The 25,434-nt window shown below is 35.3% G+C and carries 25 protein-coding genes; 16 read left to right on the top strand and 9 right to left on the bottom strand.

What is annotated here, in order from left to right; translation table 11 throughout:
• Positions 1-29 precede the first annotated feature (29 nt).
• The 3 genes from OL225_RS10120 to OL225_RS10110 form a co-directional block, all read right to left on the bottom strand.
• The gene (locus tag OL225_RS10120) at positions 30-641 is read right to left on the bottom strand and encodes a response regulator (RefSeq protein WP_047375420.1); all 612 of its coding nucleotides are present in this window, start codon (positions 639-641) and stop codon (positions 30-32) included.
• 5 nt (positions 642-646) lie between these two features.
• Positions 647-3,637 carry a sensor histidine kinase gene (locus tag OL225_RS10115; protein ID WP_264518146.1) on the bottom strand — a complete coding sequence of 997 codons (2,991 nt, stop codon included), beginning with the start codon at positions 3,635-3,637 and terminating at the stop codon, positions 647-649.
• A 747-nt stretch (positions 3,638-4,384) separates the two neighbouring features.
• Complete coding sequence (locus OL225_RS10110) at positions 4,385-5,032, bottom strand: DUF1349 domain-containing protein (RefSeq protein WP_264518145.1); 648 nt, start codon at positions 5,030-5,032, stop codon at positions 4,385-4,387.
• 88 nt (positions 5,033-5,120) lie between these two features.
• Here OL225_RS10110 and OL225_RS10105 point away from each other — a divergent pair, with 88 nt between their 5' ends.
• From OL225_RS10105 to OL225_RS10065, 9 genes are all read left to right on the top strand, one after another.
• On the top strand, positions 5,121-5,858 hold the full coding sequence (locus OL225_RS10105; protein WP_264518144.1) for a response regulator transcription factor: 738 nt from the start codon (positions 5,121-5,123) through the stop codon (positions 5,856-5,858).
• 93 nt (positions 5,859-5,951) lie between these two features.
• The gene (locus tag OL225_RS10100) at positions 5,952-6,314 is read left to right on the top strand and encodes a helix-turn-helix domain-containing protein (RefSeq protein WP_047375410.1); all 363 of its coding nucleotides are present in this window, start codon (positions 5,952-5,954) and stop codon (positions 6,312-6,314) included.
• A 424-nt stretch (positions 6,315-6,738) separates the two neighbouring features.
• A complete protein-coding gene (locus OL225_RS10095) occupies positions 6,739-7,995 on the top strand; it encodes an aminotransferase class I/II-fold pyridoxal phosphate-dependent enzyme (RefSeq protein WP_047375408.1) in 1,257 nt (418 codons plus the stop codon).
• 5 nt (positions 7,996-8,000) lie between these two features.
• Positions 8,001-8,633, top strand: a complete 633-nt coding sequence (locus OL225_RS10090) for a TetR/AcrR family transcriptional regulator (protein ID WP_047375406.1) — start codon at positions 8,001-8,003, stop codon at positions 8,631-8,633.
• A 98-nt stretch (positions 8,634-8,731) separates the two neighbouring features.
• A complete protein-coding gene (dnaX, locus tag OL225_RS10085; RefSeq protein WP_149831708.1) occupies positions 8,732-9,817 on the top strand; it encodes a DNA polymerase III subunit gamma/tau in 1,086 nt (361 codons plus the stop codon).
• A 38-nt stretch (positions 9,818-9,855) separates the two neighbouring features.
• Positions 9,856-10,431: a hypothetical protein gene (locus OL225_RS10080; RefSeq protein WP_264518143.1), complete on the top strand. Its 576-nt coding sequence runs from the start codon at positions 9,856-9,858 to the stop codon at positions 10,429-10,431.
• Between the two features lie 401 nt (positions 10,432-10,832).
• Positions 10,833-11,915 (top strand): chorismate mutase, encoded by a 1,083-nt coding sequence (locus OL225_RS10075; RefSeq protein WP_047384411.1) that lies wholly within the window; start codon positions 10,833-10,835, stop codon positions 11,913-11,915.
• A gap of 197 nt (positions 11,916-12,112) precedes the next feature.
• Complete coding sequence (gene rsgA / locus OL225_RS10070) at positions 12,113-13,039, top strand: ribosome small subunit-dependent GTPase A (RefSeq protein WP_264518142.1); 927 nt, start codon at positions 12,113-12,115, stop codon at positions 13,037-13,039.
• A 635-nt stretch (positions 13,040-13,674) separates the two neighbouring features.
• The gene (locus tag OL225_RS10065) at positions 13,675-14,091 is read left to right on the top strand and encodes a nucleoside-diphosphate kinase (protein WP_034687444.1); all 417 of its coding nucleotides are present in this window, start codon (positions 13,675-13,677) and stop codon (positions 14,089-14,091) included.
• A 79-nt stretch (positions 14,092-14,170) separates the two neighbouring features.
• On the opposite strand, the gene OL225_RS10060 is transcribed toward OL225_RS10065, so the two are convergent.
• Positions 14,171-16,018 (bottom strand): alpha-L-fucosidase, encoded by a 1,848-nt coding sequence (locus OL225_RS10060; protein WP_264518141.1) that lies wholly within the window; start codon positions 16,016-16,018, stop codon positions 14,171-14,173.
• A gap of 155 nt (positions 16,019-16,173) precedes the next feature.
• On the opposite strand from OL225_RS10060, the gene OL225_RS10055 reads away from it, so the two are divergent.
• The 3 genes from OL225_RS10055 to OL225_RS10045 are packed head-to-tail and all read left to right on the top strand — an operon-like array spanning position 16,174 to position 18,017.
• Entirely contained in the window at positions 16,174-16,395 is a 222-nt protein-coding gene (locus OL225_RS10055) for a hypothetical protein (RefSeq protein ID WP_047375393.1), read from the top strand.
• A gap of 3 nt (positions 16,396-16,398) precedes the next feature.
• Positions 16,399-17,496 (top strand): DUF692 domain-containing protein, encoded by a 1,098-nt coding sequence (locus tag OL225_RS10050; RefSeq protein WP_264518140.1) that lies wholly within the window; start codon positions 16,399-16,401, stop codon positions 17,494-17,496.
• A gap of 35 nt (positions 17,497-17,531) precedes the next feature.
• Positions 17,532-18,017 (top strand): DUF1772 domain-containing protein, encoded by a 486-nt coding sequence (locus tag OL225_RS10045; RefSeq protein WP_264518139.1) that lies wholly within the window; start codon positions 17,532-17,534, stop codon positions 18,015-18,017.
• Between the two features lie 223 nt (positions 18,018-18,240).
• Here OL225_RS10045 and rpe read toward each other — a convergent pair whose 3' ends face one another.
• Genes rpe through OL225_RS10030 form a run of 3 tightly spaced genes read right to left on the bottom strand, consistent with a single transcriptional unit; the run spans position 18,241 to position 20,298 of the window.
• Positions 18,241-18,891: a ribulose-phosphate 3-epimerase gene (gene rpe, locus OL225_RS10040; protein ID WP_047375387.1), complete on the bottom strand. Its 651-nt coding sequence runs from the start codon at positions 18,889-18,891 to the stop codon at positions 18,241-18,243.
• A gap of 25 nt (positions 18,892-18,916) precedes the next feature.
• The gene (locus tag OL225_RS10035; protein WP_264518138.1) at positions 18,917-19,219 is read right to left on the bottom strand and encodes a hypothetical protein; all 303 of its coding nucleotides are present in this window, start codon (positions 19,217-19,219) and stop codon (positions 18,917-18,919) included.
• Between the two features lie 5 nt (positions 19,220-19,224).
• Positions 19,225-20,298, bottom strand: a complete 1,074-nt coding sequence (locus OL225_RS10030) for a M42 family peptidase (protein WP_264518137.1) — start codon at positions 20,296-20,298, stop codon at positions 19,225-19,227.
• Between the two features lie 51 nt (positions 20,299-20,349).
• Here OL225_RS10030 and OL225_RS10025 point away from each other — a divergent pair, with 51 nt between their 5' ends.
• On the top strand, positions 20,350-21,054 hold the full coding sequence (locus tag OL225_RS10025; protein ID WP_047375381.1) for a DUF4294 domain-containing protein: 705 nt from the start codon (positions 20,350-20,352) through the stop codon (positions 21,052-21,054).
• Between the two features lie 28 nt (positions 21,055-21,082).
• Here the strand turns inward: OL225_RS10025 and OL225_RS10020 are convergent, their stop codons facing one another.
• Together OL225_RS10020 and mnmD are read right to left on the bottom strand one after the other, a co-directional pair.
• The gene (locus OL225_RS10020) at positions 21,083-21,499 is read right to left on the bottom strand and encodes an NUDIX domain-containing protein (protein ID WP_079241390.1); all 417 of its coding nucleotides are present in this window, start codon (positions 21,497-21,499) and stop codon (positions 21,083-21,085) included.
• A gap of 131 nt (positions 21,500-21,630) precedes the next feature.
• The gene (gene mnmD / locus OL225_RS10015; protein ID WP_047375377.1) at positions 21,631-22,305 is read right to left on the bottom strand and encodes a tRNA (5-methylaminomethyl-2-thiouridine)(34)-methyltransferase MnmD; all 675 of its coding nucleotides are present in this window, start codon (positions 22,303-22,305) and stop codon (positions 21,631-21,633) included.
• Positions 22,306-22,390: 85 nt separating this feature from the next.
• On the opposite strand from mnmD, the gene OL225_RS10010 reads away from it, so the two are divergent.
• The 3 genes from OL225_RS10010 (at position 22,391) to OL225_RS10000 (ending at position 25,303) form a co-directional block, all read left to right on the top strand.
• Positions 22,391-23,461: a branched-chain amino acid aminotransferase gene (locus OL225_RS10010; protein ID WP_264518136.1), complete on the top strand. Its 1,071-nt coding sequence runs from the start codon at positions 22,391-22,393 to the stop codon at positions 23,459-23,461.
• Between the two features lie 210 nt (positions 23,462-23,671).
• Entirely contained in the window at positions 23,672-24,184 is a 513-nt protein-coding gene (locus OL225_RS10005) for an FKBP-type peptidyl-prolyl cis-trans isomerase (RefSeq protein WP_047375374.1), read from the top strand.
• 81 nt (positions 24,185-24,265) lie between these two features.
• Positions 24,266-25,303, top strand: coding sequence for a peptidylprolyl isomerase (locus OL225_RS10000; RefSeq protein WP_264518696.1), 1,038 nt, complete (start codon positions 24,266-24,268; stop codon positions 25,301-25,303).
• Positions 25,304-25,434: the final 131 nt, after the last annotated feature.

Raw genomic sequence — 25,434 nt, 5'->3', positions numbered from 1 at the left:
GGAATATTATGTGATTCCGGCTCCTTTTTCTAATGCATCATTTCATAGGCTTTAATCAGTTCTGCGATATTGGTAACATCAAGTTTTTGAAATATTCTTTTTTTGTAAGTACTTACGGTAGACATCTGGATATTAAGCTTGTTGGCAATTTCAAGATTTCCGTTTCCGTCGGCCAGGAGTTTGAAGATTTCATATTCACGGGATGAAAGCTTTTCTACCGGATTGTTTCTTTTGTTTTGAATAATAAGACCAATCAGCTCTGCAGGATAGAAATATCCTTTCTCGATAACTGTTTTCACTGCATTCTTTATTTCTTCTTCGCTGCTTTGTTTATTCAGATAACCTTCAGCTCCTTCTCTGATGTACTGAATGGCGACATCTTTATCATATCCTGAGAAAATAAGAATCTTGAGGTCATTCTGTATGTTTTTAAGTTCCGGAATCATTTTTTTATACTGAGTTCCAGGCATATCAATATCTAAAATAAGCAGGTCAAAACGTGAACTCTCAAGCTTTTTTTTCACCTGGTCATAGTTTTCTGCAAAATCTATTTTCAACTCCGGATAAGCGGTTTCAAGAACGAGAGAGGTTCCTGCTCTTACTACATAATGATCGTCAGCAATTAAAATTCTTACATTCATAGAGATTAGTTTTTATTGAGTGTTATTTCCACAACCGTTCCTGAGGGCTGGTTTTGACTGAACCTGATTTCAGCGTTGATCTTTTTCACCAGATGGATAACCATGTGCAGACCAAGCCCTTTTCCTTTAAAGCTGGGGGTTTCCAGTTTAGGATTTCTGAACAGGTTCATATAAGTGGCAATCTGTTCTGTGGACATTCCACTACCTGTATCAGCAATTATGATTGTGGAGTTTTGTTGGTTTTCTGTAATATTCAGGCTTATATTTCCCTCAAAAGTATTTTTCACAGCATTATCAAGAATATTATGAATAATGGCGGTTAAAATGCTTTCGTTTACTTTAGAATATACGGTATGTTCAGTAAGTTGGGTAATTGTTGTTCCCTTTTCCTTGGCTATTTCACAGAAAAGCCTGTTCTTGATTTCAAGAATTCTGTTGATAGGATATTCCTTTTCTTCAAAAATATTCTCCGCTTTGTAAAGCTCAGTATATTCTTTTAAATTCAGGGTAAACTGATAAAGCTGTTCTGAAGATTTATAAATACTGTCAAAATATTTCTTCTGAAGCTCCACATCATCCGACTCATGAAGTTTCTGGGAAAGCATAGCAATAAACCGGATAGGAGTGGTGATATCGTGGCTGATGGTTTCCACCAGTTTTTTCTGATATTCCGTTTCTTTTTGCAGGTTGCTTTTTACTACTTCAAGGTGAAGAGAAGTTTCTTTCAGCTCAGAATTTTTATTATGAACAATTTGCTTTAATGCCTTATTCTTTATTCTTAAAAAGTTGGTAGTGAGCTGAACAATGATAATAATGATAATCAATATAATAACAGAAGCAGACACTCTGAACAATAATGTCTGATAAAAAAGTGGCTGGATGTTGAAACGTACTGTCTTTATCTCATACTTTCCATCCGGAGAAATAAGTATTCTTATACTGAGTGTATATTCACCCGGAGAAAGGTTGCTGATGGTGTATTTTAATTCGCTTCCTGTTGGGATCTGCTCCCAATCAGTGTTTTCCTTTCCCGATATTTTTCCTTCAATATACAGATTTTCCGGATTAGAAAAATAAGGAATATCAATAAAAATATCTGCCGTTTTATAATCATTTTTCAAATCAAGGGTCTGATGAAAATACTGAGGCTCAGCATTACCTATTTTTACCCTTTCAATATAGATTTTGTTTCTTTCCGGATAATAAGTCCGGATATTGTTCGGGTTGAAAAATACAAAACCGTCCATTGATGGAAACACAAATTCCCCATTCTCCAAAGCATAGGCATTAGGTTCCGAGCTGCCATTGAATTCATTCGTCAGAAAGCCGTCTCTTTTGGTAAAACGATAATAGAAGACAGGTGTTTTTCTGTTTTCTGCGTACTGTAGCAATTGTTTTTTAGGAACTTTAAAAAGGCCGTTGTTGGAAGAAATCCAGTAAGCACCTTTTTGATCTTCAAGTATATAATGAGCCGACTGCAGGTAGCCGTTTCTGTCATTCGGCATCTTGATGAGTTTATGGTTTTTGAAAAGATAAAATCCATTTTTATTCGTAGTAATCCAGATCAGATTATCCTTTGTTCTGAAAATACTTTTGACATGAATATTTTTGATGATAGGAGTTATCGTACTGCTTCCCGGCATTACTGAGTACAAACCGTCACTATTGCCAGTCAGAATTTCATGGTCACTGTATTGGAAAAAAATATTGACAAAACTTTTAAAATTATAAACGAAATCAGGATTGGTAAACAGGTCTTTTTTATAGAGACGGAGCTGAGTACCTGAAAGATCCGTAAATGTAGTGCCATAAAAATTTCCGCTTTTCATAAAAGCTTCAAATCCCTTACCGATGAAAGTAGAATCCTTCTTTTTATAGCCTGAATTTTTGTAATACCTGATAATACTATTTCTCTTTCTGATCAGAATGTTCTTGGAATCGTCATACATCATCAGATAATTATCATTGCACCCGAAAAGATGTTTATTGACAATACCGTTTTTCCCGAATTCTGTTCCGTCTTCAGCAATGATTGTACTTTTACTGAAGGGAAGAGATGCATAATAGACATTATTGGAAAAATCTGCTTCTTTCTTTGAAATATAAAAATTAGTAAGCTTAAGCACATTAAGCCCGTTGTTAAGCGTTCCAAGATAAAGTTTATTGAAGTCTTTATCAAAAAACATAGAGCAGTAAGAGTGATTGCCTATTTCCTCAAACTTAATGAGAAATTTTAAACGGAGATTCTTTTCGTGACCTTCTAAAAGATAAATGTTATCATGATTGATGATAAAAGTCTGATTGGTAATCTGTTGCCAATAAATTTTGGTGTCCGGATGATTAAAAAGTGTTGGTTCTTCAGAAACAGAAAGCTGTCCTTTATGGATAGAATAGGTTTTCCTTTTTTTCAGATCATTAATAAAAAGAGTATTATCCAGTACAAAAGTATTATTCAGGTCCTTATTGGTAAATGGGATTACTATTTTTGTTTGTTCTTCCCCTTCTCTGTAGATGATGGCATTTTTTTCTGTAAAATAATAGGCTGAGTTTTTAAGCTGTATAAAATACTGAATATCATTATAAAAGCTTGATGTTATAATATTGTTGGCAATCCGCTGTATAATAGTATTGCCATTGGAAAAAGCCATTTTATCACTCCCGGTAAGACTGGAAAGTTTTGGAAACCTGTTTTTAATAATGATTTTATTCTCCTGGAAATTATTGAGAACCGTAATACTGTCCAGAAGCGGATCACCAATAAATTCACCAAAATGAAGATTGTTTACTTTGAAATTATTAAAAGTAATAAACGAACTACCATCATACCGTACAAGGCCGTTCTCTGTGGATATCCAGATAAAACCATATTTATCTTTGACGATGGCCTTTGCGCTGCTTTGCGGAAGCCCATTGTCTATATTGTACCACGTAGAAGTGTGGCTCTGTCCGTAAATGTTTAAATAGATGCAAGCAAATATAAATGCCCAAACTCTCATATATGTGCAAAACTGATCTATATCTCCTGCACTAGTGCAAAAGACGGTTAATAATAGTGTTTGTACAAGTCAATGTTTTTTTAATGGGCAGGAACGATTGAAAATAAATTTTTATCATTGAAGTTTTCTGGTCTTTTGTGTTTTATATTTTTTGATTGTGTAAAAATAGTGAAATTATGGCGATAAATCAGTATCTTAAAATCTGTTTTGCACAAGTTTTATCCCGGTTTACTGACGATAGGGTACATAAATTTTTTTGAAATACTATAATATTTCAATAATAAGTGATAAATTTACACTGTATTCATTTTTAAATTCCTTCTATAAATCTCAGTGCTGTACCGAACTTGTGATTGGTTTTAGGATTTTACAAATAATAAATATTTATGCTTTTATATTTTTTTAAGAGTTGCTGATAAATATTTTTTAGTTTTATTGAATTGCTTTTTGTAGTAAAAGTTTGACAAAAAACTGAGGTTAATTCTACATGATATCTTTGTTAGAGCTTATGAATATTCATATTTTTGCAAAAATATTTTCACAACAATTAAAGAAGATTTATTGTATAAATAATGATTCTAAGAACACAAACGGTTTTATCTCAAAAAAAACAAAAGAGGCTGCATCAAAAGTAACGCCTCTTTTTTATTGTCAGATTTCAAAAATTCCATTTTTAAACATACAAAAACCTCCCATAAATACGGGAGGTGAATTAAACTGATTGTATATTGAAGTGTAATTCAATCGTTATTTATGAGCTTCAAGCCACTTCAGCCTGCGCTCATCCGGCAGATGCTTTACTTTAAAGTTCTCAAAAACTGCATTGAAACCCTGTCCGTCAGGGCACGCGGCCATTAAGCCAACCATTACCGGAGTATTATCCTGAAGAGGAGCATTCCGCATCATGATATAGTTTTTATCATCAAAAGAATAAAATATTTCCACAGCATCAAGCCTTCTCACAGCCTTTATCCATACTGCGGGAGGTGTTTTCTCTAGTGTTATGACGCTCCAGTCACTTTTGTTGTGAGTCACCACAGTGCTGAGGTTATATTTGCCGTCTACAAATTCCACTCCGGCTTTGATATAATGCTCTTTGTCAGTTCTCAGCATAAGCCCCATCTGATCAAACCTGGATTTGTAACTGCCTGTGATTTTCACTTTTGCCTCAAATTCCCCGCCATAAATGGTGTAATAAAAGGGAGCATCATCCACTGTAAATCCATAATGTGAAACTCTCCAGTAATCACTCTGTGGCGTTACAAACATTGAAAGGCTGTTGTTTTTGATTTCCCATTTTTCAGGTTCATTGAACCATGTCATTTTTTCCAGACTCTGTGCAGAAAGCTTTTGCATCAGGAATACGGCACAAAATCCTAAAATCAATTTCTTCATTCTCTTTGGATAAATTCTAAGGGTAAATTATTATTTTAGCAAAAGTATTATTAAACCTTATCCGCGTCAATACTGATAAATAACCATTATGGAAATCCGTGAACAGCTCAGCGATAAATTGCTCGATAACGCTTCCAAAAAATGCATGCTTGATATAGAAGTCTATAAGCAAAGAGCACTTGCGTATTCTCAGATGGAGGGAGCGATATGCGTATTGAGTGATATGCAGGCGAATAAGAGCTATATTTATAAATCTGCAGCTGCTGGAGAGCTTGGATTGACTATGGGAGAAAATCCGACAGAAATAGACTCCATTTGGGAAGAAGAGATGCTGAAAAAGATCCATCCGGACGACCGACTTAAAAAATATATTCATGAACTCCGTTTTTTCAAATTACTGGATACTATGGAAATGGAGCAGCGTACAGAATACAGTGTCGTGTCAAAAATCAGGATGAAAGATAAAAATGAAGACTACCGCTGGGTTAAACACCGTATGTTTTACGTGTATTCACCGTCCAATAGCAGATTGAGACTGGCTCTTTGCCTTTATAATATTGCTCTGGCTCCACCTATGGTTCCGGATTTTATGATTATTAATACAATAAAGGGAGAAGTTATTGTAAAGGATAAACTCGATTATAAAAATATTCTGAGCCCAAGAGAATTGGAAGTTTTGAAATTTGTGGGAGAGGGCTATGCCAGCAAAGAAATTGCTGATATACTTTTCATAAGTATCAATACTGTTAGCAGACACCGTCAGAATATTCTGGAAAAACTAAAAGTAAAAAATTCTACACAAGCTTTCAAAGATAGTTTTTATTAATGGCTTAGCTTTCAATATCCGAAAAGTTCACCGTGTTATTTTGTATCTTATGATTAATTTTATACTTTGGATATAGATTAGCAAAAAAAATACATGATGAAAAGAAGTGAAGAAATTACCCGTCAATATTTTACCTTTCTGGATAAACACATTCAGGATGTTATTTCCGGAACCATTCCGGATTTTATGGAACTGAACGAAATTGCCGGCAAGCTTGCTGTTTCCCATAAACACCTCACCGATACCATAAAAAAAGAAACCGGAGAACACCCCTGTTATTTTTATGATGGAAAAATTATAGAACAGGCCAAAGAGATGCTTATTAATTCCGATAAATCAATAGCAGAAATTGCTCGTGTTTTTACATACGACCCATCCAATTTTTCAAAATTTTTCAAAAAAATGACTGGCTTTACTCCCGGAAATTTCAGAAATTCTAAAAAGAACTTAATCTGACTACTTTTTTTGTTTAATATTGCTGTGGCAGGATATTTATGGCGGGTTTTGTCTTTAAGTAGGGATTTGGCCGTTCAGATTATCTGTTTTAAAAGCCTGTTTAGTGAATTAAAATGTTAAAATAGTGGGAAAATAATCTTTTATAAATGAGCCGTTTGTGAAATATAATCATATTTTTTTATTATTTATATATTAATATTTCTTTATTGTTTGATTTTTTTATTAAATTTAGGTAAGAAAAAACTAATTAATTCAATAGGTGAAAACGTTAAAAAGATAGATAAAGATATAAATACTTTGGTTTCCAGATAATAAGAATAAATTATTGTGTCTTTAATAATATTTAATCTTAATAGAGGCGCTTAAGCCCTTTAAATAGTTATATATTTGTTTCTTTTAAACCACACAACAAACAAGATTAAGGATGAGCATCAATTTCACAACAGCAACTATTAAAGACTTTGAGAATATACCAGATAATGATATGGCTCAAAGAGCTGAAATTTTTTATGAATATTTAGACTATGTAAAGTCTAATGGACACATGAATTACAGACTGAAGAATACTTCAGGAACCAATGCAATACTGAATGTAAATATTGCAGACCAAAACAGAGAATTTGTTAGTTTTGTATCAAGTGATTATTTAGGTTTTACACAGCATCCGAAAGTAAAACAGGCTGCTATTGAAGGAATAGAAAAATACGGAACAGGCACAGGAGCTACTCCTCTCATTGGTGGATATTTTGATTACCACAATGCTTTAGAAAAAAGAATTTCAAGTTTTTTTAAAAGAACAGAAGATGAAGCTGTAGTATTTACTACCGGCTATACAGCTAATAGCGCTAGTTTACAGTGCTTAATGCAGAAAGAAGATCTTGCTATTTTAGATATGGCAGTACATGCCAGTGTACACGAAGGATGCGCTTTTACCAATAAAAAAACATTTCCGCACAATAATTTAGAATCTTTGGAACACATTTTGAAGGTATCTGAAAATCTGTACCGTACGAAACTCGTTATTGTGGACGGAGTGTATTCCCAAGATGGTGATACTTCCCGTATTAATGAGATCTACAATCTTGTGAAAAAGTATAATGCCTTTCTAATGGTAGACGACGTACATGGCGTTGGTATCCTAGGAGAAACAGGTAGAGGTACTTTGGAACAGGCTGGATTATTGGATAAAGTAGACATTATCACAGGAACATTCAGTAAAACGTTTGGAAACCTTGGTGGATATGTCATTGCCGATAAAAAATTGGCAGCATTTATCAGATTCCATTCCCGTCAGCAGATTTTCTCAGCAACAGCTCCACCATCATCCGCAGGAATTGTTAAAGCCATTGATTTAATTGACGAAGAACCTATCTGGAGAGAAAAACTCTGGAGCAACATCAATTATTTCAAAAAAGGGCTTGACGATCTTGGATTAGATACCGGAGTTACCTGTTCCGCAATAATTCCAGTGAAAATAGGAGATCCCTATGTAACAGGAGAAGCCGGAAAACTACTAATAGAAAAAGGGATCTATACCAACCCGATTCTTTATCCGGCTGTACCAAGAAAAGATGCGCGTATCAGGATGAGTGTAACTGCAAGACACGAAAAAGAACATCTCGACAAAACGCTTAACGCGTTTGATGATATTAATAAAAAATTGCATATTGCAAAAAAATAATAATTATGCCTAGAAAAGTAGTGCAGGGCCCCATTAGGGACAAAGAAAAAACAAAACAAAAACTGCTTGCTGCAGTTGGTAAAATTTTAAGAGTAAAAGGATATTCCGGACTAAAAGTAAGTAAAATTGCCGCAGTAGCCGGATTTGATAAAAAATTGATCTATGAGTACTTTGGAAGTACTGATAAGTTGATTGATGAATATATCAAATCTCAGGATTACTGGAGCCAGGTCAACCAGGATGTTGATATGGATTTCTCTGACGGTGGACACGAACTTACTAAAATGGTTGTACTCAACCAGTTCGAAAACCTGAAGAAGAACAAAGAGCTTCAGAAGATTATCCTTTGGGAACTTTCAGAAAGTAAACCTATTCTTAAGAAATTAGTTGAACAGCGTGAAGAGGTAGGAGAAGTTTTATTCGGGAATATCTCAGATCCTTATTTTGGTGAAGGAGTAGCTACAAGACACAGAGCAATTATGGCTTTGATTGTTTCCGGAGCTTACTATCTTAACCTTTATACAGGATATAACGCAAACAAGTTCTGCGGTATTGACCTGAAAACTGAAGAAGGCAGAAAAGAGATTGAAGGCGCTATCGTTGAGTTGATTGACTTTGCATACAGCAAGAAAAAATAGGGATTAAAAGTTTTCCGATTTAAACAGAAATATGTTTTTTGTTGATATTTGAAAACTTTTAATTTTCAAATTAAAACTATATTTCTTATTTTTGACCAATGGAAAATTTTATAGTATCTGCAAGAAAATATCGTCCTCAGGAGTTTGATACGGTTGTAGGACAATCCCATATTACGGATACTTTAGAACATGCAATTGAAGAAAGTCAATTAGCTCAGGCATTACTTTTTTGTGGTCCTCGTGGTGTGGGTAAAACTACCTGTGCCAGAATTCTTGCAAGAAAGATCAATGAGAAAGATGGCTCGGTTTCAGAAGATGGCTTTGCTTATAATATCTATGAGCTGGATGCTGCATCCAATAACTCTGTAGATGATATCAGGGAACTGATAGATCAGGTAAGATTTGCTCCTCAGGTTGGTAAATACAAAGTATATATCATAGATGAGGTTCATATGCTGTCTTCTGCCGCTTTCAATGCTTTCCTTAAAACTTTGGAAGAGCCACCTGCTCATGCAATCTTTATTTTGGCAACAACGGAGAAACATAAAATTATTCCAACAATTTTATCCCGTTGCCAGATCTATGACTTCAAGAGGATTACGATTGAAGATATCCAGAGCCACCTGAGAAATATTGCCCAGAAAGAAAATATCCAGTACGAAGATGATGCATTATACCTGATTGCTCAGAAAGCAGACGGTGCACTAAGAGATGCGCTTTCTATCTTCGACAGGCTTTCTACATTCTCCCAGAAAAATATTACACTGGCAAAAGCAGCCGAAGTATTGAATATTCTGGATTACGATCAATACCTCAATATTGTAGATCTTGCTAAGGAAAATAAAATTCCTGAAGTGCTTTTTGCATTCAATGAAATTGTAAAAAAAGGATTTGATCCCCATATTTTCATTGCCGGATTAGGAAATCATTTCAGAGACCTGATGATGGCGCAGAATACTTCTACTATTGATCTCATTGAAGTGGGAGAGAAGACAAAATCCAAATTTATAGAACAGGGACAAAAGTGGGCCGCCCAGCAGCTGATTGATGGTATTGAAATCTGCAATCACGCAGATATTAATTATAAGAATTCTAAAAACCCAAGACTTACGGTTGAAATTGCATTAATGCAGCTGGCTTCACTGACAGCTAATTTAGGTGATACTAAAAAAAAAAGTTCCTGATCCTAGCTCCGCTTCTTAGTGAGAAACAGGAGGTGAAGATGCCGGAAAAAGCTCCGGAAAAGAAAGAAGCTAAAGCAGAACAACAACCTGCAGCTTCTCAGACAGTTCAGGAAGCTTCAGTAACAAAAACAACCAAGCCGTTGTCAAGGCCGGGAATCTCTTCAGGTTTCAGTATCAATTCCTTTTTGAATAAAGAAGATAAAGTGGAAACAACAGAAAATGTTGTTGTAAAAACTGAAAACCTTCCGCAAAACCATTTTACAGATACAGATCTGCAGATGGAATGGAAAATTATGCTTAAACAGCTTCAGGTAAAAGACAACTTTGTTTTTAATGCTGTAAAAACCTTTAAGCTGGAAAAAGCTGAGGAAAATAAAATCAAAGTTTTGTTCCCTTCAGATTCTGCAAAAGTAGAATTTGATAAAATAAGTGGAGAATTTTTTAATCATTTTAAAAGAAAAATTCAGAATCATATCATCGAGGTAGAATATGTCAGAGACGTTGAAAATCTGAAGATTGAGGTGGTGACGAAAAGAAAAATGTTTGAAAAACTTATCGAAAAAAATCCACTTTTGAAAGATCTTGATGATTTAATGAAGTTTGATTTGACATAATTTTTATATATTTGTCAAATATTTCTGTCGAAAATAAGTTTTTGACAAAAACAAATTACAACCAGAAACGCTAAAACAAAGACATTTCCAGAAGAAAATGGAAAAACTGACTAACACATATCTGTCTTTTTTTGCACCCGCTAATTACTTTTTTAGCGGTTATTTTAGTTTTTCTGCTTCTTATTATAGAAATTTCAGAACGTATTACCGATTTTATTGGTACTGTTAACTGAATTTCTTTCCAAAAAATACAGGAGAAGTAGAGCCCTATTATTTTCCTGATTCCTTTAAACAATTTTGAACGGCATTTTTTGAAAAGAATTATAAATTAAATTTTATAATCCAAAGGGCTATTGCTGTTATTGAAAAAATTATATAAAAAAACAATAAAATTTAGAATAATGAATTTAAATGATTTAAAAAATGAGTGGATCGATGGGCTGACACAGCCTCTAATGATTGCGGGACCATGTAGTGCAGAGAGTGAAGCTCAGATGCTTGAAACGGCCAGGAGAATTAAAGAATCTAATGCTAATGTATCGGTTTTCCGTGCAGGAATCTGGAAACCTCGTACCAAACCAAACGGTTTTGAGGGAGTAGGAGTAATTGGTTTGAACTGGCTAAAAAAAGTAAAAGAAGAGTACGGTTTTAAAACAGCTACTGAGGTAGCAAACGCACACCATGTATTTGCAGCTCTGGAAGCAGATGTAGATGTTCTTTGGATAGGAGCACGTTCTACAGTAAATCCATTTACAGTACAGGAAATTGCAATGGCGTTAAGAGGAACAGATAAGCCTGTATTCGTGAAAAACCCTGTTAATCCGGATCTTGCATTATGGATTGGAGCGTTGGAAAGACTTTTGGGTCAGGATATTAAAAACCTGGGAGTCATTCACAGAGGATTTTCAACATACCAGAAAACAAAATACAGAAACAACCCAAACTGGCAGATTGCCCTTGATTTCAAGAGCCAGTTTCCAAATATTCCAATGTTGATTGACCCATCACACATCTGCGGAAACAGAACTGGTCTGGCTGATATTACACAGGAAGCTCTTAACGTAGGATACCAGGGTGCTATCATTGAATCACACTGCAATCCTGATGAAGCCTGGAGTGATGCTTCTCAGCAGATTACACCTGAAGTTCTTGCAGATCTTATCGGTAATCTGAAAGTGAGAAGCTCTAATCTTGCAGGTTTTGAAGGGGAGATGGGAAGACACAGAACTTTAATCTCAGATCTTGACTTCCAGTTAATTGAACTTCTTTCTCAAAGAATGAAAATTTCTGAAAAGATCGGTAAACTTAAAAAAGAGAACGATATTGCGATCTTCCAGCCTGAACGTTGGAAAGTAATCACGGAATACGCTAATCAGAAAGCAAAAGAAACCGGAATGTCTCAGGAGTTTATTGAAAAAGTTTTCAAGGCGATTCACGAAGAGTCTATTGAAGTTCAGAATAGCATTATGATCGATAAGAGATAAACTGCAGATAACGGGTAAAGGGATAAAGATCCAGGATAATCAGAATTTGATTTAATTCCTGAAAACGATTACCTGTTTGCTGCAAAAAATATTTATTAGGGCTTAGACCTCAGGATTTAGAAGAATTGAAACATGTGTTTTTAACCTATTTCCTGAATTCTAAGCCCTAATTCCTTATATTTGCACCAGTATTATCTATGAAAGGAAAAATCATTAAATCTACAGGCAGTTGGTACCAGGTTTTGGAATTGGAAACAAATAAAATTTTCGAGGCCAGAATCAGGGGGAAATTCAAACTAATAAAAACAAGGCTTACCAATCCACTTGCTGTAGGAGATTTTGTTGAATTTCAGCTTGAACAGGATGATATTGCATGGATCACGAAAATTGAGCCGCGTTCTAATTATCTGATCAGAAAATCAGTAAACCTTTCAAAAGAAGCCCATATTATTGCTTCCAATATTGATCTAGCGTGTTTTATCTTTACTCTGAAACATCCTGAAACATCTTTAGGATTCCTTGACAGGTTTCTGGCATGCTGTGAAGCCTATAATATTACTCCATTGATTCTCTTTAATAAGATTGATGTTCTCCACGGGGAAGAAATAGAAATTGTGAAAGACATAGAGTTTCTCTACCAGGAAATTGGCTATAACACATTGGAAATTTCATCCTATTCGAGACTGAATCTTGAGCAGCTGGAGGAAATCCTTAAAGATAAAACCTCAGTATTCTTCGGACACTCCGGTTGTGGGAAATCTACTTTAGTAAATGCTTTGCAGCCAGGATTGAATTTAAAAACATCTGAAATTTCAGATACCCACCTGAAAGGAAAACATACAACAACTTTTGCACAGATGCACTTTTGGGATTTTGGCGGAAATGTTATCGATACCCCTGGTGTTCGTGAATTTGCCATGATTGATATTGAAAAAGAAGAAGTACAGCATTACTTCCCTGAGATTTTCAAAAAGAGAGAAGAGTGTAAATTTCATAATTGTCTTCACATTAATGAACCGAAGTGCGCCGTTCTTGATGCCCTTGAAACAGGCGAAATACAACATTCGCGCTATGCCACTTACATCAAATTGATGGATGAGGCGGAAGAAGCTTCTCAGAAATAAAATATACAGAGAGACTATCATTAAATAGTCTCTTTTTTTGTTTTAAAATTTCTTTTACTGAACCTGTCACCACTCCTTGTCAAGGTTTAAAGAGATCTTTACTATTTTATCCCTTTGATTTTAGTAATATATTTTATAATATTTTTTATTTAAAGAATAAATTAAATGCTATAATTGATTGTCTTTTTTTTAATACTTGGTATGTTGAATTTTTACGAAAAAAAATCTATTTTCAGATAACTCTACTTTTTGGCATGACAAATTTGGCAGATAACTCCACTTTTGGCATATTTTAGTTGATTGAAAAAATGATATTTTAGAAAATTCAATTATTTTATTAATTGAAATAAAAGCAGTAATATTATTAAATATACTTTTATTTAGTGCTTAAAATTACCGAATTGATAAAAAACAGTATTGTTTTTTGGGAATAAAAAAACCCAGCCGAAGCTGGGTAAAAACTAATAACCATGAAAACTCAAATTAAACATGAGAATCGCAATAGAATAAACAATTACTGTGCCAAAGATTGGTTCATAATTTCTTAATAAAAGTTATTTTTATGTTAAAAAAAAATTAAAATAAAAATCAAAGATATTTTTTGTAATTTTGCGCCATTAAAAAAATATACATTTATGTCTAACATTACATTCACTATGATTAAGCCTGATGCAGTTGCTGACGGACATATCGGTGCTATATTGGGTAAGATTGCTGAAGGAGGTTTTAAAATCAAAGCTTTAAAATTAACTCAGCTTACAGTTGCTGATGCAAAAAAATTCTATGAAGTACACGCTGAAAGACCATTTTATGGTGAGTTGGTAGAATTCATGAGCTCTGGTCCTATCGTGGCTGCAGTTTTAGAAAAAGACAATGCAGTTGAAGACTTCAGAACATTAATCGGTGCTACTAACCCTGCAGAAGCTGCAGAAGGTACAATCAGAAAAATGTTTGCAAGAAGCATCGGAGAAAATGCGGTTCACGGTTCAGATTCTGACGAGAATGCATTAATCGAAGCTCAGTTCCATTTTTCAGGAAGAGAGATTTTCTAAGAAAATCATCTTACAAAATAAAAGATCCGGAGAATTTTCTCCGGATTTTGTTTTTCATAAATGTGATCTTTAATCAGATTTAAAGATTATTTTCAATTGCCCCTACATTTTCTCTGTACAGTTCAAGAGGTTTATTAAGCAACACCGCAATAACGGTCATCTGCTTATCAAGCTTTTCCTTTGGAATATCAATGTATATAATTCCCGGTCTATCGCTCCAGTAAAGTTTATTGTATATTGTATGTGACAGCATAGTACCTTCGCCTACCACTCTTATTCTGGCAATTCCGTTTTTTATTCCTTTTAAGGCAATGGGGCCTGTAGGTGTTCCTTCCACAAAAAGATAAAGTGTCTGTTTATCTTTTGACAATGCGCTCATTCCTGAATAATGACCATCTGGTAATCCTTTTTCCGTTTCATAAAGAGCCTCTGCATGCTTACTTATCCATTGCAATGCTTCCTTATTGGTGTTGGGTGTTTTCTTTATTTTCATATCGAGACCATCACTGGTCAGTCCTGAAGAAGTTGGCAGATTATAACCATTATATAATGTATTGGTTATATTATAGACTGCTTCCTGCGTATTTTTATTATTCAGTATTTCAGTGAGAGAATGATCTTCCTTCTTAAAATCTTTCAGAAATACAGGTGAAGTATCAAAAGTAAGCTCTGCAACGGTGACATCTTTATCAAATTTTACATTGGAAAAATTCAATGTCAGTGTTTTTTCAGCATTGTAATCTGTTTTAATAACAGCCGAAGGATCTCCAATAATTTTTACTGAAGCAGGCTTTGTTCCCAATCCATAAATCTTTGTGAAGTTTTTAGCTTCCTCCAGATAAAGGAATAGGGATGTTTTTGAGGTGGATAAAGAAGACTTTCCTCTGTAATTTTCAAAAGGAATTCCACGGGTTGTTTCATAAATGGCACGCTGATTTTTGGAGGTCCAGCGGCCAAGATTCTTCAGAATTTCAATCTGCTCCTCGGGAATTGTACCATCTGCTCTGGGGCCGATATCAAGCAGAAGATTTCCACCCATACTGATCACATCTGCCAGAGTCCTGACAATCATATTAGGTGTTTTATAATTTTTATCATAAGGCTGATATCCCCAGGAATCATTCATGGTATAACAAAGCTCCCAGTATGGATTTTGTGGCGGAACTACCGGAATTCCCTGTTCAGGAGTGTCGTAATCCCCATGATTGTTGAGCCTTGAATTGATGAGGATATTGGAATTGTATTTCTTGAGTAGCTCCAGAGCCTGAGAAGCTTTCCATTCCTCAGAAGTATGTTCCCAGTCTCCATCAAACCAGAGAAGGTCAGGTGAATATTGTGAGGAAAGTTCATTAAGCTGGCTTTGGTAGTAGCTGATAAAATTCTGCCAGCGTTTCGGATCATCTTTTATTTCGTATCGCTTTTTTGTCCGGGTATTGATGTCATAATAGGGGTGGCTCCAATCTGGCAGAGAGAAGTAAAGCCCCGTTTTTAATCCTGATTTTTTCAAAGCGGAAATAAAAGGACTTAAAACATCTTTTTTTGCCAAAGACTGCCCGGGAATGGTGGTTGCATTTTCAGCCTTAGAGTTCCACAATGAAACCCCGTCATGGTGTTTGGTTGTGATAACAGCATATTTTGCTCCGGATTCTTTAATCAGGTTTACCCATTGTTCGGGCTGGTATTTTGAAGCTGAAAAGCCATTCAGCTGTTTCATGTAATTTTCATGATTAATATAATTGTTGAAAAATGACCATGATTCGGAGATCCCATTCACGGAGTAGATTCCCCAATGAATAAAAATACCCAGTTTAGCATTTTTAAACCATTCCATTTTCTTGCTGTTGTCAACTGTTTGAACCTGTGCGCTGATATTATAAGCAGATAATACCAACCCAAGGAAAACAGCTTTAATCAGACTGCTTTTCATATATAGTTTTTTTTGCCATTAAATATAAATAAAGAAAACATGAAAGCATAAAATAGTTTGTAATATTTATTTATAAATGATGTTAAGATGGTACTTATTGTTGTATTTTTATAAATGGAACGTTTATTGTAAATTTTATCTGAAAAAAAGCAACTATGAAAATTCCAGTAGTATTAATGGCGAGTTTATTAGCGGTAGGAGTCTCTGCACAAAGCACTAAACCCGAAGCTAAATCTAAAAAGCCTATAAAAAAAGTAAAGAGAGCAACAGCGCCCGACACTGTTGAAAAGAAAAAACCGGGAACTCCGAAGCCAATCGTAAAAAAAGATACGCTGGTTCTTCGTGGTCATGGCTGCCCGGCCTGTGGAATGGGATAAAAAATGAAAAAACCGCTATTAGGAATATCAATGATGGCAGAAGCTGATTTTGTTTCTGCTGTTTTGCCATTGCTGCAGAACAACGCTATTGATGTTCTGGAATGGTCTTTTGATACCCTTTATCATACCAATGAACCGGATTGGCTTCGTGATCTGCTGAACTTTTATGCTGAAAATAACCGTTTGATAGGACATGGCGTTTATTATTCCCTGTTTGACGCAAGATGGACAGAAAGGCAGGGGAAATGGTTGCAAAAGCTAAAAGAAGAAGTCAGTCTGAGGAAATACAATCATATCACGGAACATTTCGGTTTCATGAATACTGAAAACTTTCACCAGGGAGTACCATTACCGGTATCTCTGCATCTCAAAACGTTACAAATAGGAAAAGACAGACTGTACAGGCTTCAGGAAGCTGTGGATATTCCTGTTGGTATAGAAAATTTAGCCTTTTCATTTTCCATAGATGATGTTAAAGAACAAGGTGTTTTTCTTGATAAACTGACAGAAGATACCGATGGTTTTCTGATTCTCGATCTTCATAATATTTACTGTCAATCCTGCAATTTTGAAGTAGAAATGCAGGAGATAATTGATCTTTACCCTTTAGATAAGGTAAAAGAGATTCATCTTTCCGGAGGGAGTTGGCAGGAGAGTGTGTATGGAAAAAAGCAGGTGAGAAGAGACACTCATGATGATGTTATTCCTGAAACAATCTTTTCTGTTTTGCCCTCTGTGTTGGAACAGTGTCAGAATCTGGAATATATTATTATTGAAAGACTTGGACATACGCTGAAAACAGAAGAGGATAAAGAAAACTTCCTGAATGATTTCAATAAAGTTAAGACAATGATCGAAGCTTCAGGTGGGAAAGAAAGAGAGAAGAGCAGCTGGAGCAAACAGGAAATACAATTTTCAAAAAAGCCTGTTGAAGATCCGGCGTTGTTTGAAGAGCAGTCGAGGCTTACCAGGCTTCTTTTTGACAATGTGGGAACAGCGGTCATCAAAGATCAGGATTTCCATTATTTTAAAACAGATAATTGGGATCCCGAAATGATTCTTACGGCCCAGAATATCATTAAAAAGTGGAATCCTTATTAATTCTATCCTGATAACCAAAATCAAAATATATGAAAATGACAACATTAGTATTGATCATTACTGCTGTCCTCACTGCTCTGATAGGAGGACTTTTCTATGCCTATTCATGTTCGGTAGTTCTCGGACTGGGAAAACTCTCTGATGTGGAATATCTGAAAGCCATGCAGAATATCAACCGGGAAATTCTGAACCCCGTTTTCTTCATGAGCTTTATGGGAACAGCGATTCTCCTTCCGCTATCTGCTTTTTTGTTTCGGGGACAACAACCCGTTTTTATTTTTCTTCTGCTGGCAGCACTGGCCTATTTGATTGGAGTTTTTGGAGTCACGGTTGCCGGGAATGTTCCAATGAATGATGTGCTGGATAAGTTTGATATTACCGGTTCTACAACAGAAGCGATCAGACAGATGCGCGATAATTTTGAAAACAGATGGAATTTTCTGAATAATATAAGAACTATGTTTTCTGTGATTTCCATCATTTTTGTGGTCTGTGCCTGTATTTGGAACAGGGAAGTGTAAAAAGAACCAGAATAAGTAAAAATACTTAATGGTAGATTCAGTATTTCTACGGATGTATAGGTATGCTTTTATTCAGATCTTTGTAATGTTAGCAAGACAAAACAGATCTTTAACATTTTCAAAATGTTGAAAAAAAATTTATAACCAAGAAGACTTCATTTCAAACAAGAGAAAAGGCAGCCATTGGCTGCCTTTTGTTTTTATAATTAAGATAATGATTAAATCAAATCTTTAGAAGCTCAATTGTTCTCTCAGGGCTTTCCGCTGAGAAAACAGCATTTCCTGCAACAAGTACATCAGCTCCGGCTTCAAAAAGCTTAGAAGCGTTGTCAAGATTCACACCACCGTCTATTTCAATCAGTGCTGTAGAGTTGTTGCTTAAGATAAGATCTTTGGTTTCAGCAATTTTTTTGTAAGTATTCTCAATGAATTTCTGTCCTCCAAATCCTGGGTTTACACTCATTAACAATACCAGATCCACATCTGCAATGATGTCCTCAAGCATTAATACAGGAGTGGAAGGGTTTAAAACGACACCCGCTTTTACTCCTTTACTCTGAATGTGATGAATCGTTCTGTGAAGATGTGTACATGCTTCGTAATGAACGGAAATAAGGTCTGCACCATGGTTGATGAATTCATCAACATATTTCTCAGGCTCCACAATCATCAGGTGAACATCTACAAATTTTTTGGCATGCTGTTGAACAGTTTTCATCACCGGAAAACCAAATGAAATGTTAGGTACAAATCTGCCGTCCATCACATCAATGTGGAACCAGTCGGCCTGAGAATTGTTCAGCATTTCAATATCTCTTTGCAGATTCCCAAAGTCTGCAGATAAAAGGGATGGAGCAATAAGCTTCGTTTTCATTTTTACTTTTTATACTTTTACTTTATTATCCTATTGAAAATGAACGGTCATGGGTAAAATAATAATAGGTGAGATATCCTGTTATTAAAATCACTTCTATGACAGATAACTTTTTATTGTTGATATTTATCAGTAAAAACCTGTCAATCACAAGGAGTCCAAATAAAATCATCAGGAAAATGACTTCGATCGTAATTCCTAAACTTTCACTGGAATCGAATGTAAATAATTGATATACAATTAAAGGGATTCCAAGTCCTGCAAGTATAATGAATACTATAGAGATGAAAGTAGGTTTCTTAATGAGATGATAAAAGACATTTTTCATTTTAATTAATGATACTTCAGTTTCATTTCCGGTTTGATCCTAAGAACCGTTTCATAGATAAGTTTAATAACATTAGCCACATCTTCCTTAGCAACCATTTCTACCGTAGTATGCATATAACGCAAAGGTAATGAAATTAAAGCACTTGGTACTCCGCCGTTGGAATGGGCAAAAGCGTCAGTATCAGTTCCTGTAGCTCTGCTTGCTGCGGCTCTTTGGAAAGGAATTTTTTTGGTTTTTGCAGTATAAATAATCAATTCTCTGATCGTATGATGAACACTTGGAGCAAAAAATACTACCGGCCCTGCGCCACATTTCTGATCTCCTTCTTTCTTCTTTTCAATCATTGGAGTGGTGGTATCGTGGGTAACATCAGTTACAATGGCAATATTGGGTTTAATAGTATCAGCAATCATATCTGCACCGTATAAACCTACTTCTTCCTGTACAGAATTAGTAATATAAAGCCCGAATGGAATAGATTTTTTATTTTCTTTTAAAAGTCTTGCAACTTCAGCAATCATGAAGCCTCCGATCCTGTTGTCCAGTGCTCTGCATACAAAATATCTGTCGTTCATTTCAAAGAACTCATCCGGATAAGTAATCATGCATCCTACGAAGATTCCCATTTCTTCCACTTCTTTTTTGGAAGTAGCACCACAGTCGATGAAGATGTTTTCAATTTTGGGAGTGGGCTCATTCTGATTCGTTCTTGTATGAATAGCCGGCCATCCGAAAACTCCTTTTACGATCCCGTTTTCTCCATGAATATGAACCACTTTTGAAGGGGCTATTGTTTGATCAGAACCTCCGTTTCTAATGACATAGATTAACCCGTCATCCGTAATATAATTAACATACCATGAAATTTCATCAGCATGTGCCTCAATCACTACTTTAAATTCAGCTTCCGGATTAATGATTCCATAACAGGTTCCATAATGGTCTACTTCTATTTTGTCAACATAGGGTCTGATATAGTCCATCCAGACTTCTTGCCCTTTATGTTCATAACCTGTTGGTGATGATGTATTTAAATATTTCTCTAAAAATTTCAAAGATTTCTTTTCAAATTTCATAAAAAGGAATGATTTTTGCGTTTAATTTTTGTTGTTATAAGTGTAAAAATAATGAATTTTAGTAAGATTATCTGCCTTTTTATTTTCTTTTTTGGAGTCAGTGTTTTTGGCCAAAAGGATGGCGTAGTGGCGAAACCACTCAATCAATATCCAGCTGAATCCTTGAAAACGGATGAATTTGGTAATAAATATTATTATGACGAGCAGCAAAAAGTCAAGATTTATGAAATCAATGGTGAGCCTGTAGTTGTATTAGATGAATTGGTTTTGGTTAATAAACCAAGATTTAATAATCAGTTGGATAAAAATTACTATTATTTCCTTAATAAAAAACTGTACAGAGTGTATCCGCTATTTGTTACTGCACTACAACAGTATAGAGATATCCAGAAAGATATGAATGATATGGATAGTAAGGCTAAAAGAAAATTTGTAAGAGAACGACAGAATATGCTGGCAGATCAGTATGAAAAACAACTGAGAGATCTTACCACTACCGAAGGGCAGGTTTTTGCAAAGCTGATGAACAGAGCTACCGGAAAAAACGTCTATGAAATCATCAAAGAACTGAGAGGTGGATGGAGCGCTTTCTGGTGGAATGTAAAAGGAAAGATGGCCGATATTGATCTGAAAGACCACTACGATCCACACAACAACAGAACTGATGAATTTGTAGAGTCACTGCTTCAGTCCAATTGGAATTCAGGGTATCTGCAGCCTTATCCGGGAGCGAATGATTTTAAAGTCAAAAAATAATATAAATTATAAATTCCTGTAAGAATACTTACAGGAATTTTTCTTTTAATTTATCAAATACAATCTTATCTATCGGAAGAGGGAAAGGGTTGTCTGGTCTGTCTATGTCAATCCACTCTGTTTTTTCGATGCAGGGATCCAGGATAATAAAATCTTCTTCATTCACTATATCTACTATATAATATATGGTAAGAAGCTGTTCGTTTTCTTTGAAGCGGGAAACCAGGAAGTTTTCCTGGGTGTAAAAATGTTCCAGGACATTGATCTTTACATTCAGCTCTTCATCAAACTCACGATGCAGGCATTCCAGTACTCCTTCACCATATTCCAATCCGCCACCCGGAAATTTCATTAAAGGTTCGCCGGCATATTCTTCAAATAAAGTCAGAACTTGTTTATCTTTTACTGCACACGCATACACTCTAATGTTGATCTTATCTATCATATATATAATGTATAATAATTTGTATAGCTAATGTAAGGATTTTTGTTGGAAAAAATAGCCGGATGATGGAAGCGCGAAGCTGGAAGTTTTAAAAATTTCCGAATTCATCTACCTTTATCCAGGCTTCCATTTTACAATTTAATTGCATTGATCATCTCTCTCTTTCCCGGAGGCCCCTGCTTTTTTTCAACCTGGAAATTCAGTTCCTGAAGAATTCTTCTTACGCTGCCTTTAGAAGAGTAGGTGGTTAATAATCCGTTAATGGCCATTTTGTCAGAAACCAGTTCAAATAATGGTTTTTCCCAAAGATCAGGCTGCACTCTGGCACCAAAACAATCGAAATAAACAAGATTGATTTTAGGCAAATCGATGTCTTTTAGGTCAAAAAAATCACATTCTATCTTTTTTAAGTGGAATCCACTAATAATTTCTACTGACTTCTCCCAATCTGCCAGATGAATTTTCTGATAAATATTTTTAAACTCAGGGTTGTCAAAATGTTCAAAGTAAGCCAAATCCTTAACTTCGGATTCATTTATGGGATATTTTTCAAGCGAAAAATAATTGATGACATGATTTTTGTCAGTTTTTAAATATTCATTAATTGTTACTAAAACATTCAAACCTGTTCCAAAACCGAGTTCTAAAATATTAATTTCGCAATCATTTATCAAATTTAGTCCGTTTTTAATAAACACATGTTCAGCTTCCTGAAGTGCTCCGTGGTGAGAATGATAGTTTTCATTTAATTCATTGATAAACAATGTTTTACTACCGTCGTTTGTGGTCTTAATCTCTCTTTTCAAGCTATTTTTTTGTCAAATTTACTCTAAAATTTTTATATTTAGAAAATTATGTTAAATTTGTAGAACATCGTAAAAATTTTAAAAAATGATAATTCAAAAAACTGAAAACTCCAGAATTTCTACATTTGACCCTAACGATTTTTCATTTGGTGGTACTTTCATAGATCATATGATTATATGTGAGTATGAAAATGGGAAATGGGGTGATGTAAAATTAGTTCCTTACGGTCCGATTCCATTTACCCCTGCCATGATGGGAGTAAACTATGGACAAGCTTGTTTTGAAGGTATGAAAGCCTATAAAGATAAAGACGGGCAGGTTTTCCTTTTCAGGCCTGAAAAGAATTTTGAACGTATCAATAAGTCGGCAAAACGTCTTGCTATGCCTGAGGTAACTGAAGAAATGTTTTTAGACGGATTAAAAGCGTTGGTAGATATGGATAGAGAGTGGATTCCACAGGGGGAAGGAATGTCTCTTTATATCAGACCACTGATTTTTGCTACGGAGGAAGCTTTGAAAGCAAGAGTATCCAATAAATATATGTTTGCCATTGTTGCAACACCAGCAAAGAGCTACTATTCTGAGCCGGTATCTGTAAAAATCTCTGATCACTACTCAAGAGCGGCAAACGGAGGAGTAGGTTCTGCAAAAGCTGCAGGTAACTATGCTGCTTCTTTCTATCCTACTCAATTGGCAATAGAAGAAGGTTACGAGCAAATCATCTGGACAGATGATGCTACTCACGAATATTTTGAAGAGAGTGGTACAATGAATGTATTTGTAAGAATCAATGATACTATTTATACACCTCCAACTTCTGAGAAAATTCTTGATGGAGTAACAAGAGACAGCTTCATTCAGTTAGCTAAGAAAAGAGGAATTGAAGTGAAAATAGAGCCAATTCCTGTGAAAACAGTGATTGAAGCTTTGAAGAACGGTTCTCTTAAAGAAGTATGGGGAGTAGGTACGGCAGTGGTAACTACTCAGTTCCAGGCTTTAGGATATGAAGGTGAAAAGCTTGAACTTCCAAGGTTATCTGATGAAGAAAGCTTTGCTGCTATTCTTAAGAAAGACTTGGTAGATCTGCAAAACAATCTTTCTGAAGATCCTTTCGGATGGAGAGTTGTGGTAGATCACGCTTTGGAAACAGTTTAATATTTTTTTAAATAAACTATGTAAAAGTCGGGGTTTTTCCCGGCTTTTTTTTGTATTTATGTATTCATGTAAAAATGTAGGAATGACTTTTAGTAACAAGATTCATGCAGCTGTTCTTTTGTGTTGACAGATTGATGCATTTCTACATTCACATATTTCTGGGTCAAGTTTTGTAATTGATTCGCGAAATGTGTATTTTCGCAAAAGTTTATGAAAAAAATACTCTTCATATCAGTCATAAGCCTGTTGAGCTGCAACAGAAATGCACAGACGGCCCATCCTCCTGTAGGTGGTGTTTTAAGCCAAAAAGATCTGGATGTTTCTAAAAACAGGATGAAAAATCTTAACGTCATAGAAAGAGGCCAGATTCAGGATTGGATCAGTGGGCAGTCTGTGAAGTATTATCCTACGCAGCTTAATTACTGGGTAACGGCGGAAGGTTATGATCAGAGAGAAAGAAGAAAAGATGAAACTTTGATTTCCTATTCTTATGATCTGTATGATTTTGACGAGACTAAAATCTATGACCAGTCTTTTGAGAGAAGAGATGCCAAATTCGGGCACTTTGATGAACTGAGAGCTGTGGAGAACGCTTTGCGTTTTATACATGATGGAGAGGAAGTAACGCTTTTGGTACCGTCTTCTTTGGCCTACGGAACTTACGGAGACGAAAAGAAAATAGACAACGACATTCCATTAATCATAAAATTAAAAGCCCTATAATACATGAAATTGTTTAACAAGAATATAATTCTGGCAGCGGCAAGTATTTCGCTGATGAGTTGTACCCCAATTTATAAAAAAATGAACGTAGACAAAGAAATTTACGAAGGTCTTAATGACGGACTTTATGCCAATCTTCAAACTACAAAAGGTAACTTAATTGTAAAATTTGAAGACAAGAAAGCACCAGTAACTGTAGCCAACTTTATCGGTCTTGCAGAAGGGAAAATTGACAACAAAGCTAAGGCTAAAGGAGTTCCTTACTATGATGGAACTATTTTCCACAGAGTGATCAAAGATTTCATGATCCAGGGGGGAGACCCTAAAGGTACTGGAGCAGGTGATCCGGGATATAAGTTCGAGGACGAAAGAAACGACCTTAAACATACAGGAAAAGGTATTCTTTCTATGGCAAACTCAGGACCTAATACAAATGGTTCTCAGTTCTTCATCACTGAAGTTGCTACTCCTTGGTTAGACGGAAAACACACCATCTTCGGAAAAGTAGTAAAAGGTAACGATGTGATTGATGCTATTGCTAACGTTGAAAAAGGAGCTCAGGATAAGCCTAAAACAGATATCGTTTTAGAAAAAGTTTCTGTTTTCAGTAAAGGTGACGAGTACAAGCACTACGATGCAGCTAAAACTTTCAACGAAGGAAAAGCTAAAATTGCAGAAAACAATAAAGCTTTTTTAGCCAAAGAAGAAGCTGAAAAGAAGAAAAGAGAAGAAGAATTCAAAGCTAACCAGGAGAAATTAGTTGAAAACTTAAAAGCTGGTATGCAAAAAACTGAATCAGGTCTTTACTATAAAATCACAAAAACAGCTGACGGTAAAGCTCCAAAAGCTGGTGACAACGTATCTGTACACTATGCAGGTAAATTAGTAGACGGAACTGAATTTGATTCTTCATTCAAGAGAAATGAGCCGATCGAAATTCCAATCGGAATGGGAAGAGTAATCAAAGGATGGGATGAAGGTATCCTGTTATTGAAAGAAGGTGAAACTGCTACATTATTGATCCCGCCGGCAATGGCTTACGGAGAAAGAGGCGCAGGAGGAGTGATCCCACCAAACTCTTGGTTGGTTTTCGATGTTGAGCTTGTAAAAGTAAAATAATTGAACCTTTTTAAGATATAAAGCCGTCCCAAATGGGGCGGTTTTTTTGTTTATACAAATACCGTAGAAATACGGATTTCAGCAAATGTCAATTACGTCTATCTTTACCCAACACTTATAAGAAACAAAAT

Origin of the sequence: Chryseobacterium viscerum (assembly GCF_025949665.1) — a bacterium.
Taxonomy (GTDB): Bacteria; Bacteroidota; Bacteroidia; order Flavobacteriales; family Weeksellaceae; genus Chryseobacterium; species Chryseobacterium viscerum_A.
The sequence above is the reverse complement of the archived record's forward strand: the minus strand, read 5'-3'. Positions and strand labels throughout refer to the sequence as shown.

Bases quoted from the DNA above. Each gene is read 5' to 3' on its own strand.
- OL225_RS10090 (WP_047375406.1), top strand. From the start codon at position 8,001: ATGCCTAGAAAAGTAGTGCAGGGCCCCATTAGGGACAAAGAAAAAACA.
- OL225_RS10020 (WP_079241390.1), bottom strand. From the start codon at position 21,499: ATGATAGATAAGATCAACATTAGAGTGTATGCGTGTGCAGTAAAAGAT.
- OL225_RS10005 (WP_047375374.1), top strand. From the start codon at position 23,672: ATGAAAAAAATACTCTTCATATCAGTCATAAGCCTGTTGAGCTGCAAC.
- rsgA (WP_264518142.1), top strand. From the start codon at position 12,113: ATGAAAGGAAAAATCATTAAATCTACAGGCAGTTGGTACCAGGTTTTG.
- OL225_RS10065 (WP_034687444.1), top strand. From the start codon at position 13,675: ATGTCTAACATTACATTCACTATGATTAAGCCTGATGCAGTTGCTGAC.
- OL225_RS10045 (WP_264518139.1), top strand. From the start codon at position 17,532: ATGACAACATTAGTATTGATCATTACTGCTGTCCTCACTGCTCTGATA.
- OL225_RS10010 (WP_264518136.1), top strand. From the start codon at position 22,391: ATGATAATTCAAAAAACTGAAAACTCCAGAATTTCTACATTTGACCCT.
- OL225_RS10095 (WP_047375408.1), top strand. From the start codon at position 6,739: ATGAGCATCAATTTCACAACAGCAACTATTAAAGACTTTGAGAATATA.
- OL225_RS10035 (WP_264518138.1), bottom strand. From the start codon at position 19,219: ATGAAAAATGTCTTTTATCATCTCATTAAGAAACCTACTTTCATCTCT.
- OL225_RS10105 (WP_264518144.1), top strand. From the start codon at position 5,121: ATGGAAATCCGTGAACAGCTCAGCGATAAATTGCTCGATAACGCTTCC.
- rpe (WP_047375387.1), bottom strand. From the start codon at position 18,891: ATGAAAACGAAGCTTATTGCTCCATCCCTTTTATCTGCAGACTTTGGG.
- OL225_RS10030 (WP_264518137.1), bottom strand. From the start codon at position 20,298: ATGAAATTTGAAAAGAAATCTTTGAAATTTTTAGAGAAATATTTAAAT.
- OL225_RS10075 (WP_047384411.1), top strand. From the start codon at position 10,833: ATGAATTTAAATGATTTAAAAAATGAGTGGATCGATGGGCTGACACAG.
- OL225_RS10055 (WP_047375393.1), top strand. From the start codon at position 16,174: ATGAAAATTCCAGTAGTATTAATGGCGAGTTTATTAGCGGTAGGAGTC.
- OL225_RS10080 (WP_264518143.1), top strand. From the start codon at position 9,856: ATGCCGGAAAAAGCTCCGGAAAAGAAAGAAGCTAAAGCAGAACAACAA.
- OL225_RS10060 (WP_264518141.1), bottom strand. From the start codon at position 16,018: ATGAAAAGCAGTCTGATTAAAGCTGTTTTCCTTGGGTTGGTATTATCT.
- OL225_RS10120 (WP_047375420.1), bottom strand. From the start codon at position 641: ATGAATGTAAGAATTTTAATTGCTGACGATCATTATGTAGTAAGAGCA.
- OL225_RS10025 (WP_047375381.1), top strand. From the start codon at position 20,350: ATGAATTTTAGTAAGATTATCTGCCTTTTTATTTTCTTTTTTGGAGTC.
- dnaX (WP_149831708.1), top strand. From the start codon at position 8,732: ATGGAAAATTTTATAGTATCTGCAAGAAAATATCGTCCTCAGGAGTTT.
- OL225_RS10000 (WP_264518696.1), top strand. From the start codon at position 24,266: ATGAACGTAGACAAAGAAATTTACGAAGGTCTTAATGACGGACTTTAT.
- OL225_RS10110 (WP_264518145.1), bottom strand. From the start codon at position 5,032: ATGAAGAAATTGATTTTAGGATTTTGTGCCGTATTCCTGATGCAAAAG.
- OL225_RS10050 (WP_264518140.1), top strand. From the start codon at position 16,399: ATGAAAAAACCGCTATTAGGAATATCAATGATGGCAGAAGCTGATTTT.
- OL225_RS10115 (WP_264518146.1), bottom strand. From the start codon at position 3,637: ATGAGAGTTTGGGCATTTATATTTGCTTGCATCTATTTAAACATTTAC.
- OL225_RS10100 (WP_047375410.1), top strand. From the start codon at position 5,952: ATGATGAAAAGAAGTGAAGAAATTACCCGTCAATATTTTACCTTTCTG.